Source organism: Streptomyces sp. NPDC059582, from assembly GCF_042735715.1.
Classification (GTDB): domain Bacteria; phylum Actinomycetota; class Actinomycetes; order Streptomycetales; family Streptomycetaceae; genus Streptomyces.
In genome coordinates this window covers 119,314-134,160 of the sequence record NZ_JBHWCC010000010.1, presented here as the reverse complement: position 1 = coordinate 134,160, position 14,847 = coordinate 119,314, and the positions used below count along the sequence as shown (strand labels likewise).

13 protein-coding genes are annotated in these 14,847 nt (G+C 71.3%); 5 read left to right on the top strand and 8 right to left on the bottom strand.

Annotated features, from left to right (window positions below):
* Positions 1-213 precede the first annotated feature (213 nt).
* Entirely contained in the window at positions 214-1,911 is a 1,698-nt protein-coding gene (locus ACFV0T_RS12100) for a chitinase (protein ID WP_385777241.1), read from the top strand.
* A 19-nt stretch (positions 1,912-1,930) separates the two neighbouring features.
* On the opposite strand, the gene ACFV0T_RS12095 is transcribed toward ACFV0T_RS12100, so the two are convergent.
* On the bottom strand, positions 1,931-2,212 hold the full coding sequence (locus tag ACFV0T_RS12095) for a hypothetical protein (RefSeq protein ID WP_385777239.1): 282 nt from the start codon (positions 2,210-2,212) through the stop codon (positions 1,931-1,933).
* A 404-nt stretch (positions 2,213-2,616) separates the two neighbouring features.
* On the opposite strand from ACFV0T_RS12095, the gene ACFV0T_RS12090 reads away from it, so the two are divergent.
* Together ACFV0T_RS12090 and ACFV0T_RS12085 are read left to right on the top strand one after the other, a co-directional pair.
* Positions 2,617-3,123: a SigE family RNA polymerase sigma factor gene (locus tag ACFV0T_RS12090; RefSeq protein WP_385777237.1), complete on the top strand. Its 507-nt coding sequence runs from the start codon at positions 2,617-2,619 to the stop codon at positions 3,121-3,123.
* 79 nt (positions 3,124-3,202) lie between these two features.
* Entirely contained in the window at positions 3,203-4,459 is a 1,257-nt protein-coding gene (locus ACFV0T_RS12085) for a hypothetical protein (protein WP_385777235.1), read from the top strand.
* Positions 4,460-4,479: 20 nt separating this feature from the next.
* Here ACFV0T_RS12085 and ACFV0T_RS12080 read toward each other — a convergent pair whose 3' ends face one another.
* Positions 4,480-5,802 (bottom strand): Nramp family divalent metal transporter, encoded by a 1,323-nt coding sequence (locus ACFV0T_RS12080; RefSeq protein WP_385777233.1) that lies wholly within the window; start codon positions 5,800-5,802, stop codon positions 4,480-4,482.
* Positions 5,803-5,926: 124 nt separating this feature from the next.
* A complete protein-coding gene (locus ACFV0T_RS12075; protein WP_385777231.1) occupies positions 5,927-6,838 on the bottom strand; it encodes an anti-sigma factor RsbA family regulatory protein in 912 nt (303 codons plus the stop codon).
* A 513-nt stretch (positions 6,839-7,351) separates the two neighbouring features.
* Between ACFV0T_RS12075 and ACFV0T_RS12070 the strand changes: the two genes are divergently transcribed.
* Entirely contained in the window at positions 7,352-8,710 is a 1,359-nt protein-coding gene (locus ACFV0T_RS12070; protein WP_385777230.1) for a M14 family metallopeptidase, read from the top strand.
* Positions 8,711-8,821: 111 nt separating this feature from the next.
* Here the strand turns inward: ACFV0T_RS12070 and ACFV0T_RS12065 are convergent, their stop codons facing one another.
* From ACFV0T_RS12065 to ACFV0T_RS12045, 5 genes are all read right to left on the bottom strand, one after another.
* Entirely contained in the window at positions 8,822-9,562 is a 741-nt protein-coding gene (locus ACFV0T_RS12065; protein ID WP_385777229.1) for a hypothetical protein, read from the bottom strand.
* 54 nt (positions 9,563-9,616) lie between these two features.
* Positions 9,617-11,095, bottom strand: a complete 1,479-nt coding sequence (locus ACFV0T_RS12060) for a GntP family permease (protein WP_385777227.1) — start codon at positions 11,093-11,095, stop codon at positions 9,617-9,619.
* 124 nt (positions 11,096-11,219) lie between these two features.
* Positions 11,220-11,630, bottom strand: a complete 411-nt coding sequence (locus ACFV0T_RS12055; protein ID WP_385777224.1) for a RidA family protein — start codon at positions 11,628-11,630, stop codon at positions 11,220-11,222.
* Positions 11,627-12,388, bottom strand: coding sequence for an IclR family transcriptional regulator (locus tag ACFV0T_RS12050; protein ID WP_385777222.1), 762 nt, complete (start codon positions 12,386-12,388; stop codon positions 11,627-11,629). Before ACFV0T_RS12050 ends, ACFV0T_RS12055 begins: the two co-directional genes overlap by 4 nt.
* Positions 12,385-13,437: a sugar kinase gene (locus ACFV0T_RS12045; protein ID WP_385777220.1), complete on the bottom strand. Its 1,053-nt coding sequence runs from the start codon at positions 13,435-13,437 to the stop codon at positions 12,385-12,387. Before ACFV0T_RS12045 ends, ACFV0T_RS12050 begins: the two co-directional genes overlap by 4 nt.
* A gap of 132 nt (positions 13,438-13,569) precedes the next feature.
* Between ACFV0T_RS12045 and ACFV0T_RS12040 the strand changes: the two genes are divergently transcribed.
* Positions 13,570-14,835: an amino acid deaminase gene (locus ACFV0T_RS12040; protein WP_385777218.1), complete on the top strand. Its 1,266-nt coding sequence runs from the start codon at positions 13,570-13,572 to the stop codon at positions 14,833-14,835.
* Positions 14,836-14,847: the final 12 nt, after the last annotated feature.

Sequence of the window (14,847 nt, the reverse complement as noted above, 5' to 3'; positions counted from 1 at the left end):
CAGGTTGCGCATCGCGCCGGACAACTGCGGGTCCAGTCGCGGATTTGGTATGGACCTCTTGACAACTCCAATTGGTCTGGACCAACTTGTACGTCCAACGGTGGCCACCGCCCGCCCCCGCTCCGGCACCGCGCTCCGCCTCTCGCCGCACCTCTCGCTCCACCCTCCACCTCCCTCCCCCACCCCCACTTCTTCTCCCCACCGGAGGCCCCAGTGGACCGCGCACCAGCCCTGCCCAGACGCACCCGCCTCTGGGCGGCCACCGCCACGGCCGCCCTCGCCCTGACCCTGGGCACGACGGGCCCCGCCTCGGCGGCCGACATCAACAACGTCAAGAACGCCGGTTACGAGTCCGGACTGTCCAGCTGGACCTGTTCGGCCGGCAGCGGCGCCACCGTCTCCTCCCCGGTGCACGGCGGCTCGGCCGCGCTGAAGGCGACGCCGGCCGGGCAGGACAACGCCAAGTGCACCCAGACGGTCGCCGTCAAGCCCAATTCGACGTACACGCTGAGCGCGTGGGTGCAGGGCGGCTACGCCTACCTCGGCGCGACCGGGACGGGCACCACGGACGTGTCGACGTGGACGCCGGACTCGGCGTCCTGGAAGCAGCTGACGACGACGTTCACGACCGGCTCCGCCACGACCTCGGTGACGGTGTACACGCACGGCTGGTACGGCCAGGCGCCCTACTACGCCGACGACGTCTCGGTCTACGGCCCCGACGGCGGCGGAGGCGGCGACCCGGCCCCCACCGTCCCGTCCGCGCCGGGCGGCCTGGCGGTGTCCGGCACGACGTCCTCGTCCGTCTCCCTCGCCTGGAACACCGTCTCCGGCGCGACGGGCTACAACGTCTACCGCAGCGGCACGAAGGTCACCGCGGTGACCGGCACCTCGGCGACCGTGACCGGGCTCGCGGCGGCCACCTCGTACTCCTTCCAGGTCACCGCGACGAACGCGGCGGGCGAGTCACCGAAGTCGGCGACCGTGACGGCGACGACCGCCCCGACCGGCGGCGGAGGCGGCACGGTGCCCAAGCACGCCGTCACCGGCTACTGGCAGAACTTCAACAACGGGGCCGCGGTCCAGAAGATCTCGGCCGTACCCGCCCAGTACGACATCATCGCGGTGGCGTTCGCGGACGCGACGACGACACCGGGCGCGGTGACGTTCAACCTGGACTCGGCGGGCCTCGGCGGCTACACCGTCGACCAGTTCAAGGCCGACATCAGGGCGAAGCAGGCGGCCGGGAAGAAGGTCATCGTCTCGGTCGGCGGCCAGAACGGCACGGTGTCGGTGAGCGATCCGACGTCGGCGGCGAACTTCGCCAACTCGGTCTACTCCCTCATGCAGACGTACGGCTTCGACGGCGTCGACATCGACCTGGAGAACGGCCTCAACGCGACCTACATGTCCCAGGCGCTGCGGTCACTGTCGGGGAAGGCGGGCTCGTCGCTGGTCATCACGATGGCTCCGCAGACCATCGACATGCAGTCGACGTCGAACACGTACTTCCAGACCGCGCTGAACATCAAGGACATCCTGACGGTCGTCAACATGCAGTACTACAACAGCGGTTCGATGCTGGGCTGCGACGGCAAGGTGTACAGCCAGGGGTCGGTGGACTTCCTGACCGCCCTCGCCTGCATCCAGCTGGAGGGCGGCCTCTCCCCCTCCCAGGTGGGACTCGGGCTGCCGGCCTCGACGAGCGGCGCGGGCAGCGGGTACGTGTCGCCGACCGTGGTGAACAACGCCCTGGACTGCCTGGCCAAGGGGACCGGGTGCGGCAGCTTCAAGCCGTCGCGGACCTACCCCGACCTGCGGGGTGCGATGACCTGGTCGACGAACTGGGACGCGTCGGCGGGCAACGCGTGGTCGAACGCGGTGGGGCCGCACGTGCACGCGCTGCCGTGACGGGCGTACGTCCGGTGGGTCATCCCAACGGCCGGTAGTACCCGAGGACCGGGGCCAGTTGCGCGAACCATTCGTGCAGCCGGTCCCGGTTCTTCGCGTCGACCACGCACTCGTAGACCCTGCCGTCGAGCGGGATGACGGCGACCATCAGGACCTTGCCGTTGGGGCCGGCCTGGTAGTGGACGCTGCGGATCTCCGGCCAGGGGAAGTCGACGTCCACGCCGTAGGCCTCGAAGGCCACGCCCGACGCGTCGATGACGATCGAGTTGTTCTTGTCGACGGCGAGGAACTCCGGCCCCACGGGCGCGGACTGGGCCGGCGGCGCGCGAAGGCGTACTGCGGGGGCGGCGGTCCGAACCCCGCCGGAGCGTACGCGGGCGGGGGCGGGGGCGACGGGGGGCCTCCCTGGGACGGCGGTGCCGGCAGCGGTGCCGGTGTGGGCTGGTCCGTCGGGTCGGTGGTCATACGTCGGTCCTCATGTGTCGGTCCTCATGCGTCGGTATTCATGCGTCGGCTCTCATGCGTCGGCCCTCGCGTGTCCGGCTGCGTCGGGGTGCTCCCCGCGGCAACCTACCGGCCCCTGTGCCCGTACTGTGAGCCGGATCTCAGCGGGCCGTGCGCCGCGTCTGAAACATTCCCCGTACCTCACCGCATCAATGAGGTGAGGGCGGCCCCGGTCGGGGGCGCCGAGGACAGGGGGAGCCCATGAGGCAGGTCCACGCGGACGAGTACGCCGAGTTCGCTGCGGCACGCGTGGGACATCTGTACCGGTCCGCGTGTCTGCTCACCGCCGGTGACACCCACCTCGCCGAGGACCTGGTGCAGGAGACCCTCGGGCGGCTCTACGTCCGCTGGGGCCGGGTCTCCCGGGTCGGCAACCCCGCCGCCTACGCGCAGACCGTCCTCACCCGCACGTTCCTGGCCCACCAGCGGCGCCGTAGCAGCACCGAGCGCGCCGTGGACGTCGTGCCCGAGCGGGCGGCCCGCTCCACCGACCCCTCCCTGCGGCTCACCCTGATGTCGGCGCTCGGCCGGCTGCCCGTGAAGGACCGGGCCGTGGTCGTCCTGCGCTACTGGGAGGACCGCTCGATCGAGGAGACCGCCGACGCCATGAACGCCAGCTCCGCGGCGGTGCGCACCCGGTGTGTACGGGCCCTGGCCCGGCTGCGGGAGCTTCTCGGCGAGGACATCGGCGAGTACGCCCGGTCCTGACCCTTCCGACCGTCACCCCTCACCCCTCATCCCACATCTCCATCACCCACCCCAGATCTCGCGGAAACGGTGGTTCGTCATGCCCGCAGACCAGTACAGCGACGCGTCCGGTGACCTTCACGCCGACCCGTTCGAGGAACGGCTGTCCGCCGCCCTCCACGAGACCGGCGGAACCTTCGACACCGACCGGGCCGCGCTCACCGCCCGCGGCGCCGTGCGCGGCCGGCGACGGCAACTGCTGCGCCGGAGCGCCGTCATGGGAGGTGCGGCAGGCGTCGCGCTCGTGGGCGTGGGTGTCGCGCTGATCGTGCCGGGGAGCGGGGAGACCGCCCCGCGGCCGTCATCGGTGGCCGCCGACCCGACCGCGGCCAAGACCGTCGCCCCCGGCCCGGTGTCCGCCGACGACATGATCCGTACGTTCGAGAAGCTGCTCCCCGAGGGCGAGTTGAGCGACCGGCGGTGGCGGGGCGCGAACGAGCTGCCCGCCTCGCCGTACGCGCACGTCGTCCACGACGACGGCAAGGGCGCCTCGACCATCGAGGTCAGCCTGAACAGGGTCCCGCCGGGCAGCGACGAGGCGCGGGAGACGGTCCAGTGCCCGGACAAGATCTTCATCCCGTACGACGCGTGCACGACGACGCGACTCCCGGACGGATCCGTGGTCATGGTCATGCAGGGGTACGAGTACCCCGACAAGCGCGTGGACACGAGGAGGTGGACCGCCGACCTCGTCACGCCGACCGGGGGGCACGTGTCCGTGCAGGAGTGGAACGCGGCCGCCGAGAAGGGCGCGCCCGTCACCCGCCCCACACCTACGCTGTCCCCGCAGGCGCTGGTGAAGCTGGCCGCCGCGCGGGAGTGGCGAGCGGTCGTCGACGGGCTCCCCGCACCCGCCGCGCCGCCCAGCTCCCCGGCGGACCCCGGCAAGCCGCTCCTGAAGACCTTCACCGGTCTGCTGCCCAAGGGGGTGAAGGTGGTGGCGAAGAGCGCCGAAAACACCTCCTTCGTCTATCTCGTCCTCGACGACGGCAAGGGCCGCAGCTACGTCCAGGTCAATGTGCAGTTCGGCATGCAGGACGCGGTCGGCGACCTCTTCGGCAGTGGCTCGCAGACCCTGCCCGACGGCACCCTGGTCGCGACCCACCAGGGCCCCGGCGAGAAGGGCGGCTCGGGGGTCGTGATGTGGACCGTGGACACCATGCGGCCCGACGGCCGTCGGGTGGTGATCGGCGCTTTCAACTCCGGCGCGCAGAACACCGCCGCCACCCGCGAGACGCCCGCCCTGACGATGAAGCAGCTCCGGAGGATCGCCCTCAGCCCGCAGTGGTTCCAGTGACCGGCACGGATCGGTGACCGCTAGAAGAACTCCGCCCACGGCTGGTCCCGGATCTGCTGCACGCAGAGCACCAGGAACAGCAGCCCGGCCACCGCGAGCATCCCGTTGCTCACCCATCCGTTGCGCCACTCGGGAGGGGTGCGGGCGGAGTTGAGCAGCCAGGCCAGGGTCAGCGCCAGGAAGGGCAGGAAGGCCGCGCCCAGCACGCCGTAGAGGATCACCAGGCGGAAGGGCTGGCCCTGGAAGAGGAGCACGATGGGCGGGAAGGTCAGCCACAGCAGGTAGGCGCGGAAGGCCCAGGACCTCTCCCGGCCGCCCGAGGCGACCTTCTCACCCGTCAGCTCGCCACGGTCCCGGTAGCGGGCCACGAAGTCGGCGAACATCAGGCTCACTCCGTGCCAGACGCCGATCAGGGAGGTGAAGGAGGTGGCGAAGAAGCCGATCAGGAAGAACTTCGCCGTCGCGGTGCCGTACTCCGCCTCCAGGATGTCGCCGAGCTGGACGAGTCCCTTGTCGCCGCTCGCGATGGCCACGTTCGCCGAGTGCAGCAGTTCCGCGCCGACGAAGAGCATGGCCACCACGAAGATGCCGGTCGTGGCGTAGGCGACCCGGTTGTCGAGGCGCATGATCTTCATCCAGCCCGAGTCGGTCCAGCCCTTGGCGTTGATCCAGTAGCCGTACGCGGCGAGGGTGATGGTGCCGCCGACTCCGCCGATCAGGCCCAGTGTGTTGAGGATCGAGTCCTTCTCGTCGGGCAGGACGGGGAGGAGTCCGGCGAGGGCGTCCGGGATGTTCGGGGTGACCCGGATCGCCAGGTACACGGTGACCACGAACATGACGCCCACCAGGACGGTCATGACCTTCTCGAAGACCACGTACTTGTTGAACCAGACGAAGACCAGGCCCACGAGTCCGCAGGCGATCCCCCACCACTCCAGGCGCATCACGTCCGGGAACAGTGCCTGGAGCGGCAGGGCGCTCGACGACATCGCGGCCGCGCCGTAGACGAAGCCCCAGATCACGGCGTAGACCGCGAAGAACCACGTGGTCCAGCGGCCCAGACTCGCCCAGCCGTCGAAGAGGGTGCGGCCGGTGGACAGATGCCAGCGGCCCGCCGCCTCGGCGAGCGAGATCTTCACCAGGCAGCCGACGATCGCCGCCCACAGGAGGGTGTAGCCGAAGTTGCTGCCCGCGATGAGCGTGGCCACCAGGTCACCGGCGCCGACGCCGGTCGCGGCGACCACGATTCCGGGGCCGATGTGCCGCCAACTCGACGCGCGGGGGGTACGGTTCGTGCCGGATGGTGCCTCGGTGTCTGTGGGGTCTCCCGTGGTGTCCGTCATGACGGTCAAGAAACCGCAAGGACGCGCTTCGGGCAAGAGGGCCCGCGGGCCCGGACGCACTGAAGGCGCGCGGTCCTGGGCGTACCGGAGGCGCACGGTGCCAGGTATACCGGGGCGTACGGCCCTAGGCGTACTGGAGGCGCACGGTCGACCGGCCGTCGCCGTCGCGCACGTCGACGTAGGCGCACACCTGCCGGGCGAACCACAGCCCCTGGCCGGGTTCGAGTTCGGCGGCCGGCGGCGGCACGAAGCCGGCCAACGGGTCGTCGATCCTGCGGGCCAGGCTCAGTTCCGCGACGCAGACGGGAGCCTCGCCCCACAGCAGGGCGCCGGTGACCGGCCCCAGGGCGGCGGCCTCGGTGACGGCCTCGGCGAAGAGTTCCGCGTCCGCCAGGGGCAGTCCGCGGGCGTTCGCCCAGGCGCGTACGGCGTCCTTGGCGACGCCTCCGGTCAGCCGCCGCGCGTCCGGCCCGGGCGGCGGCAGCGGTACGGAGTCCAGCTCGGCCGCGAGCCGGAACGGGTCCTCGTAGACCTCGGTGTCGGGGTGGGCGCGGCGGGCCTCGGCGACGACGGCGGGACCGGCGGTGCGGGTGTCGTAGGCGCACAGGACGGTCGTCGCCATCGGCGCGAAGAGGAGGTTGGCGAGGGCCTCGTAGCGGATCCACTCGGCGCTCTCGCGCACCGAGCGGCCGGCCCGGCCGCCCCACACGGGCTCCATCACGAGGTGGACGCGGCCGCCGGGTCCGGCCTGCTCGGCGAGGTAACCGGCGCCCTGCGCCACCGCGTTGGCGGCGGAGCCGGTGTACCAGTCGGTGTGCTCGATGAAACCGATGTCCTTCGCGTCGGCGCCGAGGGCGTCGCGCAGGGCTTCCAGGTTGCCGGGGGCGGCGATGGCCACCGGCGGTGGTTCGCCCGGGGCGGCGAGGCCTTCGGCGAGGAAGGGCAGGGCGGCGGCGACGAAGTCGTCGTCCGAGCCGAAGACCGCCATACGGTGGTCGAACGGCCCCGGGGCGATGCCGGTCCGGGTGCTGCTCATGGGTCCCCCTGGTCGACAGGTGCATGGGTGGTACCGGCGCCGGGCGGTCAACCGGACGGCGATCCGCTCCGGATCCGCGGCCCTCCCACCCCTGCGGGACTGGCTGATCACGGGAAACTCTCCTGGCGCGGACCTCTCACTCTCCTCCCGCGGCTCACATATATGCATGCGCCGATCACACGCCCGGGTGCACTTTGCCGAGGACCGAGCCGCCGGGTCCGGCCACGCGTACACTGCGCGGCCCATTCCGACTGGTTCGCGCCACCGGTTCTTTGTCCGTCCAGTTGGTTCGCGCCCCCGGTTCTTTGTCCATCCGGCCGGTTCGCGCCCCCGGTCCTTGGTCCATCCGGCTGGTTCGCGCCACCGACTCTCGGCCCAGCCTTGACCGGCTCATGACATGAGCAGACGATGAGCGGCACACCCGCACCAGTACGTCGCACCGAACCACCCCCCAGCTCCACTCCCCCCCACTTCCGGTGACTCCCGGAATCCCTGGAGAACCAAGGAGATTTCATGCGACTTCGCATCCGCGGATCAGGTGCCCGCAACGGCAGACGCGGCGCCGCCCTGGCCACCCTCATGGCCCTCGCGCTCGCGGCGCCCGTGGCGGCGACCACCACCGACGCCACCGCCGACAGCGCCCGCAGGACGGCCCCCGCCGCCGACGACATCCGCCAGTACGAGATCCACGTCGACCACAGCACCCCCGTCACCCGCACCGCCATCGCGGCGGCCGGTGTGAGCGTGGACGAGGCCGACGAGGAGACCGTGGTCGTCTCCGGCCGCGCGGACCAGATCAGCAGGCTGCGGCGACAGGGCTACGAGGTCTCGCCGCTGGGCTCGGCCCCCGACCGCTCGTCCGGCGCCGACGACATCCGGCTCTTCGACTTCCCCTCCGCCGACTCGAAGTACCACAACTACGCCGAGACCGCCGCGGAGATCGACCAGCGGCTGGCCGCCTACCCGGGCATCATGAGCAGGCGTGTGATCGGGAAGTCGTACCAGGGCCGGGACATCGTCGCCGTGAAGGTCAGCGACAACGTGGCCACCGACGAGTCCGAGCCGGAGGTGATCCTCACCTTCCACCAGCACGCGCGCGAACACCTGACGGTGGAGATGGCGCTGTACCTGCTGCGCGAGCTCGGCGCGGGCTACGGCTCCGACTCCCGGATCACCGACATGGTGAACAACCGCGAGATCTGGATCGTGCCGGACCTCAACCCGGACGGCGGCGAGTACGACATCGCGACCGGCTCCTACCGCTCGTGGCGCAAGAACCGGCAGCCCAACTCCGGTTCTTCGTACGTCGGTACGGACCTCAACCGCAACTGGAACTACAAATGGGGCTGCTGCGGCGGTTCGTCGGGGTCGGCCTCCTCGGAGACCTACCGCGGCGCGTCGGCGGAGTCCGCGCCCGAGGTGAAGGTCGTCGCCGACTTCGTCCGCAGCCGGGTCGTCGGCGGGAAGCAGCAGATCACCGCCGGGATCGACTTCCACACGTACAGCGAACTGGTGCTGTGGCCGTTCGGGTACACGTACTCCGACACGGCCACCGGGATGACGGCGGACGACGCCGCCGCGTTCAAGGCCGTCGGCCGGAAGATGGCCGCCAGCAACGGCTACACGGCTGAGCAGTCCAGCGACCTGTACATCACCGACGGTTCGATCGACGACTACCTCTGGGGCAGTCAGAAGATCTTCGACTTCACCTTCGAGATGTACCCGACGTCCAGTTCCGGGGGTGGCTTCTACCCGCCCGACGAGGTGATCGAGCGAGAGACCTCACGCAACCGGGACGCGGTGCTCCAACTGCTGGAGAACGCGGACTGCATGTACCGGTCGATCGGGAAGGAAGCGCAGTACTGCGGCTGAGCGCTCCACCGGAAGCGCGGTGACCGACCCGCGGGCCGTCCGTGGCTGGTCGCGTGGTTCCCCGCGCCCTGTGAGGGGCGCGGGGAGTCACGGCGGACCTCGCCGGCTCGTTCAGGACTTCGACGCGGCGGACTGGTCGTTCTTGGCGTCGTCGTCGCCGGACGCGGAGGCCTCATCCTCGGCCCCGGCGGTCGCAGCGGTCTCGGCCGCGGGGGACTCGGCCGCGGCCGTCTCGCCATCGGCCGTCTCGACATCGGCCGTCTCGACATCGGCCGTCCCGGCGGCCGAGGCGGCCTCCTCGTCCCCTTCGCCCTCTTCGTCGTCGAAGTAGGCGTCGAGGACCGCGTCCAGCTGTGACTCCCACTCCGGAAAGCGCGACCTGGCCGTCGCCTCGATCTCGATCGGGAACCAGCGGCGGTCAGGCGTGTGCACCGTGACGGTGAACCGCTTGCCGAAGCGGGCGGTCTCGGTCTCGACCGCGCCGATCTCGTCCCAACGGAACTCGCACGCCTGGTCGTCCAGGCTCAGACGGACGCCCGTGGCGTCGGCGACGATCCTCGCCCGGCGGTCGGACGCCTCGAAGACGGGGCCGTCGGGGGCCGCTTCTTCGGCGGTCTCCTCAACGGCGGTCTCCTCGTCGGGAGTCACCGCCCCGTCCGGGGCGGACTCCTCCTCGGAGACCGCCCCGGCCTTCTCGGTGTCCGTGGCCTGCTCGGCGTCCGACGGCTCGGCGTCCGACGGCTCGGTGGACACGGGTGACGTGAGCCCGGGGATGAAGGCCGGGTCGAATCCGGCGCCCTTCAGGGGCTCGCCCTCCAGGGGCTGGCTGCTCGAACCTATGCGCTGCTCCACAGCGGGCAGTATGGTCGACGATCCTGTGCCGGACACAGCCAGCCCCCAACTTCGTTATACGAAGATGCTCAAGACGGCGGCCACGGCGAACCCCGCCACCGACAGCACCGTCTCCAGCACGGTCCACGTCTTCAACGTGTCCCGCTCGCTGATCCCGAAATACTTGGACACCATCCAGAAGCCGCCGTCGTTCACGTGCGAGGCGAAGATGGAGCCCGCCGAGATGGCCATGATGACGAGGGCGACGAAGGCCTGGGAGTGGTCCCCTTCGGCGAGCAGCGGCGCGACGATGCCCGCCGTCGTCACGATCGCGACCGTCGCCGAGCCCTGGGCGACCCGCAGGACGACCGAGATCAGGTAGGACAGGAAGATCACCGGCAGGCCGACGTCGTTGAAGGTGTCCGACAGCGCCTGGGCCACACCGCTCGCCTTCAGCACGGCGCCGAACACCCCGCCCGCGCCCACCACCAGCAGGATGTTCCCGACCGGCTTGAGGGACGCGGTCGAGACGGTCTCCAGCGACTTGCGGGACCAGCCGCGGCGCAGGCCGAGCAGGTAGTAGGCGAGGAGCAGCGCGATGGTGAGGGCCACGAACGGGTGGCCGAAGAACTCGATGACCGAACGGCCGGTGGACGGGTCGAGCGCGATCGAGGAGAAGGTGGCCGCCAGGATCAGGATCAGCGGAGTGCCGATGATGCCGAGGACCGTGCCCAGCGCCACCGGCGCCTCCCGCGGCTCGACGCCCGCCGCGCGCTGCTCGTCGAGGACCGCGCGCTTCGCCTCCTCGGCCGCCTCGACCATGTCCTGCGGTACGGCGACGAAGATGCGCCGGCCGATCCAGGCGGAGTAGGCCCAGGCGGCGAGGACGGCGGGGATGCCGCAGACGATACCCATGAGGATGACCCAGCCGAGCTGTACGTGCAGCAGGCCGGCGGCGGCCACCGGGCCGGGGTGCGGCGGCAGGAACGCGTGGGTCATCGACAGTCCCGCGAGCAGCGGCAGGCAGTAGAGCAGGATCGACTTGCCGGAGCGCTTGGCGGCCGCGTACACGATCGGCGCGAGGACGAAGATGCCGACGTCGAAGAAGACCGGGATGCCGAAGATCAGGCCGGTGAGGCCCATGGCGAGCGGTGCCCGCCGCTCGCCGAAGAGGTTCAGCAGCCGGGACGCCAACACCTCGGCTCCGCCGCTGACTTCGAGGATCGCGCCGAGCATCGTACCGAGGCCGATGATGACGGCGACGTGCCCGAGGATGCCGCCCATGCCGGACTCGATGGTCGAGACGGCGTCCGAGCGCTGCACCGTGCCGAAGAGTTCGGTGACCGACAGGCCGGAGAGCAGGCCGACGGTTATGGAGACGGCGAGGAGGGCGACGAAGGGCTGGAGCCGCACCTTGATGATCAGGAAGAGCAGGAGCGCGATACCGATGGCGGCGACGGTGAGCAGTCCCGCGGTGCCGTCGAGGAGGAGGAGCAGGCCTCCGGTGTGGGGTGGCGTCTCGGCGGGTGCGGTGGCGGCGAGCGGATGGGACATGGGGAGCCTCTGTCTCGTAGGTCCACAGTGCTTTCGGGCAGGGGGGATCGCGGCGCGGCGCCCCGGTGAGGACCGGGGGGCGCCGCGCCGTGAGGGCGTACGAGGTGCGGGTGGTGCGTGGGCGTCAGCTCAGGACGGCGAGGACGTCGATCTCGACGAGGAGGCCGGCCGGCAGTCCGACGTAGACCGTCGTGCGGGCGGCGGGCGGCTGGGTGAGTCCCTGCTCCTCGAAGTACGCGTTGTAGATCGCGTTCATCTCGGCGAAGTGCTCGACGTCGGTCAGATAGACGCGGATCATCATCGCGTCGTCCCAGCCCGAGCCGCCCTCCTCCAGGATCGCCTTGACGTTGGCGAGGGTCTGGAGGGTCTGTTCGCGCAGGGTGGGGCCGGCGGGCGTGGGGGGCTTGCCCTCCTCGGCGGGGAGGAAGCCGACCTGGCCGGCGACCTGGAGGATGTTGCCCTTCCGGACGCCGTGCGAGAACTTCGCCGGCGGGGTGGTGTGGGTCTTCGGGGTGAGGGCGATCTTGTCGGTCATACGGGGTCCTTTACTGGCGTCCTGCCGGAGTACTCGCCGCTGATGGCGTCCGCCGTACGGCGCACCAGCGGGAGCAGGGTGAGGAGTTCGTCGGCGGTGACGACGACGTTCGGCGCGGAGACGGACATCGCCGCGACCACGCGGCCGTCGGCGCCGCGGATGGGGGCCGCGACGCAGTTGATGGACTCCTCGTGGCCACCGAGGTCGGTGGCCCAGCCCTGTTCGCGCACCTTCTCCAGCTCCCGCGCGAAGGCGAGGGCGTTGGGGGTGGAACGGGCCGTGTACAGGGGGTAGTCGAGCTTCTCGGCGAGCGCGCGGCGCTCGGCCTCGGGGAGGTCGGCGAGCAGCAGTTTCGCCACCGCGGCGACGGTGATGGCCACCGGCTTGCCGATCCGCGAGTACATGCGCACGGGGTAGCGGCTCTCCACCTTGTCGATGTAGAGGACCTCGCTCTCCTCGTACACCGCGAGGTGCACGGTGTGTCCGCACTGCTCGTTCAGCCGTACCAGGTGGGGGTGGGCGATCTCGCGGATGTCGAGGTTCTCCATCGCCTCCTGGGCGAGGGCGAAGAGGCGGGCGCCGAGCCGGTAGCGCTGGTCGGACTGGCGGTAGACCAGGCCGTGTTCGTGGAGGGTGCGCAGCAGGCGCAGGGCGGTGGACTTGTGGACGCCGAGCCGGTCGGCGACCTGCCCGAGATCGGCGGGGCCCTCCGCGAGCAGCGGCAGGATGCTCAGCGCGCGGTCGACGGTCTGGCTCATGGGGTGCGTACCTCCTCCGGGGCCCGGCGGACGTCCTGGTCGGTCCAGCCGGGGCCGAGTCGAAGTGTCTCCCACGTCCGGTCGTCGAGGGCCGCCAGCCGGTCGGCGTGGTCGCGGGAAGGCGGTGTGGCGAGGTCGCCGGGGACGGTGAGCGCGGCGGCGGCCATGAGGTGGCCGTGGCGGAGGCGGTCGCGGACGGGGAGCCCGCGCAGGGTGGCGGACAGGAAACCGGCGGCGAAGGCGTCGCCGGCGCCGACGGCGGCCACCACGTCGACGCGCAGCGCGGGGACGAAGGTGACGTCCGTCCGGTCGAACACGGTCGCCCCGCCGTCGCCCTGCTTGACGACCAGGATCCCGGGCTCGGGGAGCGCGGCCCGGACGGCGTCGGGGCCTTCCAGCGCCCACACCTCGCGGGCCTCGTCCTCGCCGACGAACACGAGGTCGGCGCCGCGGGCCAGCTCCAGCAGCACGTGGGGCCCGGCGGGGTCGCGCCACAGTCCGGGCCGGTGGTTGACGTCGAAGGAGACGAGCGGGCCTCCGTCGGCGCGCGGGCGGACGGTCAGCTCGCGCAGCAGGCCGAGGCAGTCGTCGGACAGGGCGGCGGTGATGCCGGACAGGTGCAGGAGGCGGCAGGCGCGGACGGTGTCCAGGTCGACGTTGTCGGCGGACATCGCCGAGGCCGCGGAACCGGCCCGGTAGTACGCCACCTCGTGCGCGTCGGTCGCCCGGTCCCCGGCGGTGCGGAAGTAGATGCCGGTCGGGCGGGCCGGGTCCCGCCGTACGGACGTGACGTCGACGCCGTAGGAGCCGATCGCCTCGACCAGGTGGTCGCCGAACCCGTCGGCGCCGACCCGGCTGACCCAGCGCGCGGAATGGCCGGCGGCCGCCAGCACACAGGCCACGTTCGACTCGGCGCCGCCGATGGCGCGGTCGAAGGAGGGGACGTCGGCGAGGCGGCCGGGCCGGGAGGGCAGGAACGTGACCATGGACTCGCCGAGCGCTACGACGTCAACGACGTCGGGGGCATTGCAGGGTCCGGTGGCGGCCACGATCGTCGTCACTCCTCGGTTCGGGGGTTCGGTGGCTCCGTTGACCCCGCGTTGGCCGAGATGTTAGACAGCAGTAAGCGATATACGCAATGGACGTTGCACATAATGCAACACACCAGATCAGGAGGCTCCATGAGCACCGAGGCGCTCGCCCGCCTGGCCGAGGAACGCGTCGACCACCGCTTCAAGGGCCTCCCGCCGGACGCCGACGGACTGACCGTCGGCGAGCTGGCCGCCCAGCGCCGCAACCTCTTCACCGACGGATTCACCACCCCGGTCCTGGCCCTCTCCGCCGAGCGCCTGGAGCACAACCTGACGCTCATGGAGACCTACGCGGCCCGGCACGGCCTCGCCTTCGCACCGCACGGCAAGACCTCCATGGCACCCCAGCTCTTCCGTCGGCAGACCGAGCGGGGCGCCTGGGGCATCACCCTGGCGGTGCCGCACCAGGTGCGGGTGGCGCGGGCGTTCGGCGTCGCGCGGGTCTTCCTCGCCAACGAGCTGGTGGACCCGGCGGCGCTGCGCTGGATCGCCGCCGAGCTGACCGCCGACCCGGACTTCCGGTTCGTCTGTTACGTCGACTCCGTGCGCGGGGTCGAGCTGATGGGCGAGGCGCTCGCGGGGACGGCGCGGCCGGTGGACGTAGTGGTGGAGCTGGCGGCCGGCGAGGGCGCGCGCACCGGTGTGCGCACCGAGGCGGAGTGCGCGGCGGTCGCCGACGCGGTGGCGGCCGAACCGGCCCTGCGCCTGGTCGGGGTGGCGGGCTACGAGGGCGAGGTCCCGCGGGCGACCCCGGAGCGGGTGCGCGCCTGGCTGCGCCGTCTGGTCGCCCTGGCCGTCGACTTCGACGAGGCGAGGCGTTTCTCCGGCGTGGACGAGGTCGTCGTCAGCGCGGGCGGCAGCGCCTGGTTCGACGCGGTGGCCGATGTGTTCGCCGAGCTCCCCGGCCTCTCCGTGCCGGTGCTGAAGCTGCTGCGTTCGGGCGCGTACGTCTCGCACGACGACGGCCACTACCGCGAGCTGACCCCCTTCAACCGGGTCCCCGAGGAAGGCGCGCTGGAGCCCGCGTTCCGGCTGTGGACCCAGGTGGTCTCCCGTCCGTCGGCCGAGCAGGCCTTCGTCAACGCGGGCAAGCGCGACGCGGCCTACGACCTCGACCTGCCCATCGCCCAGGCGGTCCGCCGGAACGGCGTCGAGCGGCCGGCCACCGGTGTCGAGGTCACCGCCCTCTCCGACCAGCACGCGTGGCTGCGGACCGCGCCCGGGGCGGATCTCGAGGTCGGCGACTGGCTCGGACTGGGCCTGTCCCACCCGTGCACGTCCTTCGACAAGTGGCAGCTGATCCCCCTCGCCCAGGCGGACGGCACGGTCGTCGACTACATCCGCACGTTCTTCTGAGGAGGGGAGCCG

Bases quoted from the DNA above. Each gene is read 5' to 3' on its own strand.
- ACFV0T_RS12080 (WP_385777233.1), bottom strand. From the start codon at position 5,802: ATGACGGACACCACGGGAGACCCCACAGACACCGAGGCACCATCCGGC.
- ACFV0T_RS12050 (WP_385777222.1), bottom strand. From the start codon at position 12,388: ATGAGCCAGACCGTCGACCGCGCGCTGAGCATCCTGCCGCTGCTCGCG.
- ACFV0T_RS12090 (WP_385777237.1), top strand. From the start codon at position 2,617: ATGAGGCAGGTCCACGCGGACGAGTACGCCGAGTTCGCTGCGGCACGC.
- ACFV0T_RS12060 (WP_385777227.1), bottom strand. From the start codon at position 11,095: ATGTCCCATCCGCTCGCCGCCACCGCACCCGCCGAGACGCCACCCCAC.
- ACFV0T_RS12040 (WP_385777218.1), top strand. From the start codon at position 13,570: ATGAGCACCGAGGCGCTCGCCCGCCTGGCCGAGGAACGCGTCGACCAC.
- ACFV0T_RS12055 (WP_385777224.1), bottom strand. From the start codon at position 11,630: ATGACCGACAAGATCGCCCTCACCCCGAAGACCCACACCACCCCGCCG.
- ACFV0T_RS12075 (WP_385777231.1), bottom strand. From the start codon at position 6,838: ATGAGCAGCACCCGGACCGGCATCGCCCCGGGGCCGTTCGACCACCGT.
- ACFV0T_RS12070 (WP_385777230.1), top strand. From the start codon at position 7,352: ATGCGACTTCGCATCCGCGGATCAGGTGCCCGCAACGGCAGACGCGGC.
- ACFV0T_RS12085 (WP_385777235.1), top strand. From the start codon at position 3,203: ATGCCCGCAGACCAGTACAGCGACGCGTCCGGTGACCTTCACGCCGAC.